Raw genomic sequence first — 1,860 nt, forward strand, 5'->3', positions numbered from 1 at the left:
CGGGGCCCCGGGCCCGGCGCCGCTCGTGCGGCGGGGGGCCGGACCCCGGCTCGGGCGTCCACTTCCGCCTGCCCCTGCGACCGGAACGCATAGACCAATCCTGCCGTACCCGACCCCGCCCGGCGGGGTCTCAACCCTGTGGGACGAACCTCACCCGGAACATCGTGGGCCACAGCTTGCCGGTGAGCAGGAACTCGTCCGATCCCGGGTACTTCGCCACCCCGTTCAGCACGTCGGCGTCGGCACGCTCGTCCGGCGTGAGCAGGCCGGAGGCGTCGATGCGGGCGGTCACCCGTCCGCTGTCGACGTCGATGCGCCGCAGCACGTCGCTGTGCCACACATTGGCGTAGACCGCGTCCCCGACGCACTCCAGCTCGTTGAGCTCGGCCAGTTCCGTGCCGGACTCGGTCACCGTGACGGACCCGGTGACGGAGAAGTCCGCCGGGTCGCGGAAGGTCAGTCGGGCCGAGCCGTCGCTCATCACCAGCTCGTCGGCCTCCTCCCGGTGGCACAGCCCCCACCCCTCGCCGTCGTAGCCGACGCGGCGCCGCTCGGCGAGGGTGTCCCGGTCGCGTTCGATCGCGACGCCCGCCTGCCAGGTGAGCTGCCACACCCGGTCGCCGACCACGGTGAGGCCCTCGCCGAACAACGGCTCCGGCAGCGGCCGCACGATCTCCGGCTCCCCGCCGACCGGGCCCGCGCGTACGGATGATTCACCGACCAGTCCGGTTCCCTCGTACAGCGTGTCCCCGGCGATCTCCAGGCCCTGCGTGAACGCCTCCGGGTCGTGCGGGAGTTCCTCGACCACCTCGACGTCGAGCCGTTCCACCCCCACCCCGGACGTCGGGGAACCCGTCCCGTCCCCGTCGTCCGGGGTCGGGGCGCAGGCGGTCAGCACGGCCAGGGCGAGCCCCCCGCTGATCATCCGTCGCACGCCGACCAGCCTGGCAGAACCCACCGGATCGGCGGAACGCCCAAATGCTGCACAATTGGGGTATGGCCCTGCTGCTCACCCACGACGACGGCACGATCCGCCGCAAGCTGGCCGAGGCGGTCCCGACGGCGCGGGAGGCCGCCGTCCTGGACGCGGGGGAGCACAACGTCGGTGCGCACGTCGACGTCGAACACGAGGACGCCGTGACGGCGACCCACCTGTTCGACTCGCTGCTGCCGGGGTACCGCGGTTGGCGCTGGGCGGTGACCGTGGCCCTCGCGGCCACCGACCCCGACGCCGACGTCACGGTCAGCGAGGTCACCCTGCTGCCCGGGCCGGACGCGATCCTGGCGCCCCGGTGGGTGCCCTGGGAGCGCCGGGTGCGGCACGGCGACCTCGGGGTGGGCGACCTGTTCCCCACCCGGGAGGACGACCCGCGGGTGGTCCCGGCCTACGCCACCACGGACGACCCCGAGGTGGAGGACGTCGCCCACGAGATCGGCCTGGGGCGGGAGCGGGTCATGTCCCGCTACGGCCGCGAGGAGACCGCGACCCGCTGGTACCGCGGCGAGTACGGCCCGCGTTCGGACATGGCGCGCAGCGCGCCGGGCGCGTGCGGCACGTGCGCGTTCTACCTCGGCCTCGCCGGGTCGCTGCGCGCGGCGTTCGGGGTGTGCGGCAACGAGATCTCGCCCGCCGACGGGCACGTCGTCCACGCGGAGTTCGGCTGCGGCGCGCACTCCGAGGTGGAGATGGAACGTCGGTCGCCGGTCCCGGTGGCCGAGGTGGTCTACGACGACTCGCTGCTGGACAGCGATATGCCGCAGGCGGCCGACACCCCGCAGACGGCCGACGACCCGCGGGCGAACGACGGCGCCGACGCGCCCACCCGCGGCTGACGCCGGGTGGAGCCGGAGGCGCGGGAG

At 74.1% G+C, this 1,860-nt stretch carries 2 protein-coding genes; one reads left to right on the forward strand and one right to left on the reverse strand.

The genetic code is table 11. The features are described from left to right. Nucleotides 1-130 precede the first annotated feature (130 nt). A complete protein-coding gene (locus ACTIR_RS0100890; RefSeq protein WP_026452871.1) occupies nucleotides 131-925 on the reverse strand; it encodes a glutaminyl-peptide cyclotransferase in 795 nt (264 codons plus the stop codon). A 71-nt stretch (nucleotides 926-996) separates the two neighbouring features. Here ACTIR_RS0100890 and ACTIR_RS0100895 point away from each other — a divergent pair, with 71 nt between their 5' ends. Next, the gene (locus ACTIR_RS0100895) at nucleotides 997-1,833 is read left to right on the forward strand and encodes a DUF3027 domain-containing protein (RefSeq protein WP_026452872.1); all 837 of its coding nucleotides are present in this window, start codon (nucleotides 997-999) and stop codon (nucleotides 1,831-1,833) included. Nucleotides 1,834-1,860 lie beyond the last annotated feature (27 nt).

The sequence above is a fragment of the Saccharomonospora iraqiensis subsp. iraqiensis genome, from assembly GCF_000430445.1.
GTDB classification, from domain to species: domain Bacteria; phylum Actinomycetota; class Actinomycetes; order Mycobacteriales; family Pseudonocardiaceae; genus Saccharomonospora; species Saccharomonospora iraqiensis.

Excerpts from the sequence above, each read along its gene's own strand:
- ACTIR_RS0100890 (WP_026452871.1), bottom strand. The coding sequence starts at position 925 with ATGATCAGCGGGGGGCTCGCCCTGGCCGTGCTGACCGCCTGCGCCCCG.
- ACTIR_RS0100895 (WP_026452872.1), top strand. The coding sequence starts at position 997 with ATGGCCCTGCTGCTCACCCACGACGACGGCACGATCCGCCGCAAGCTG.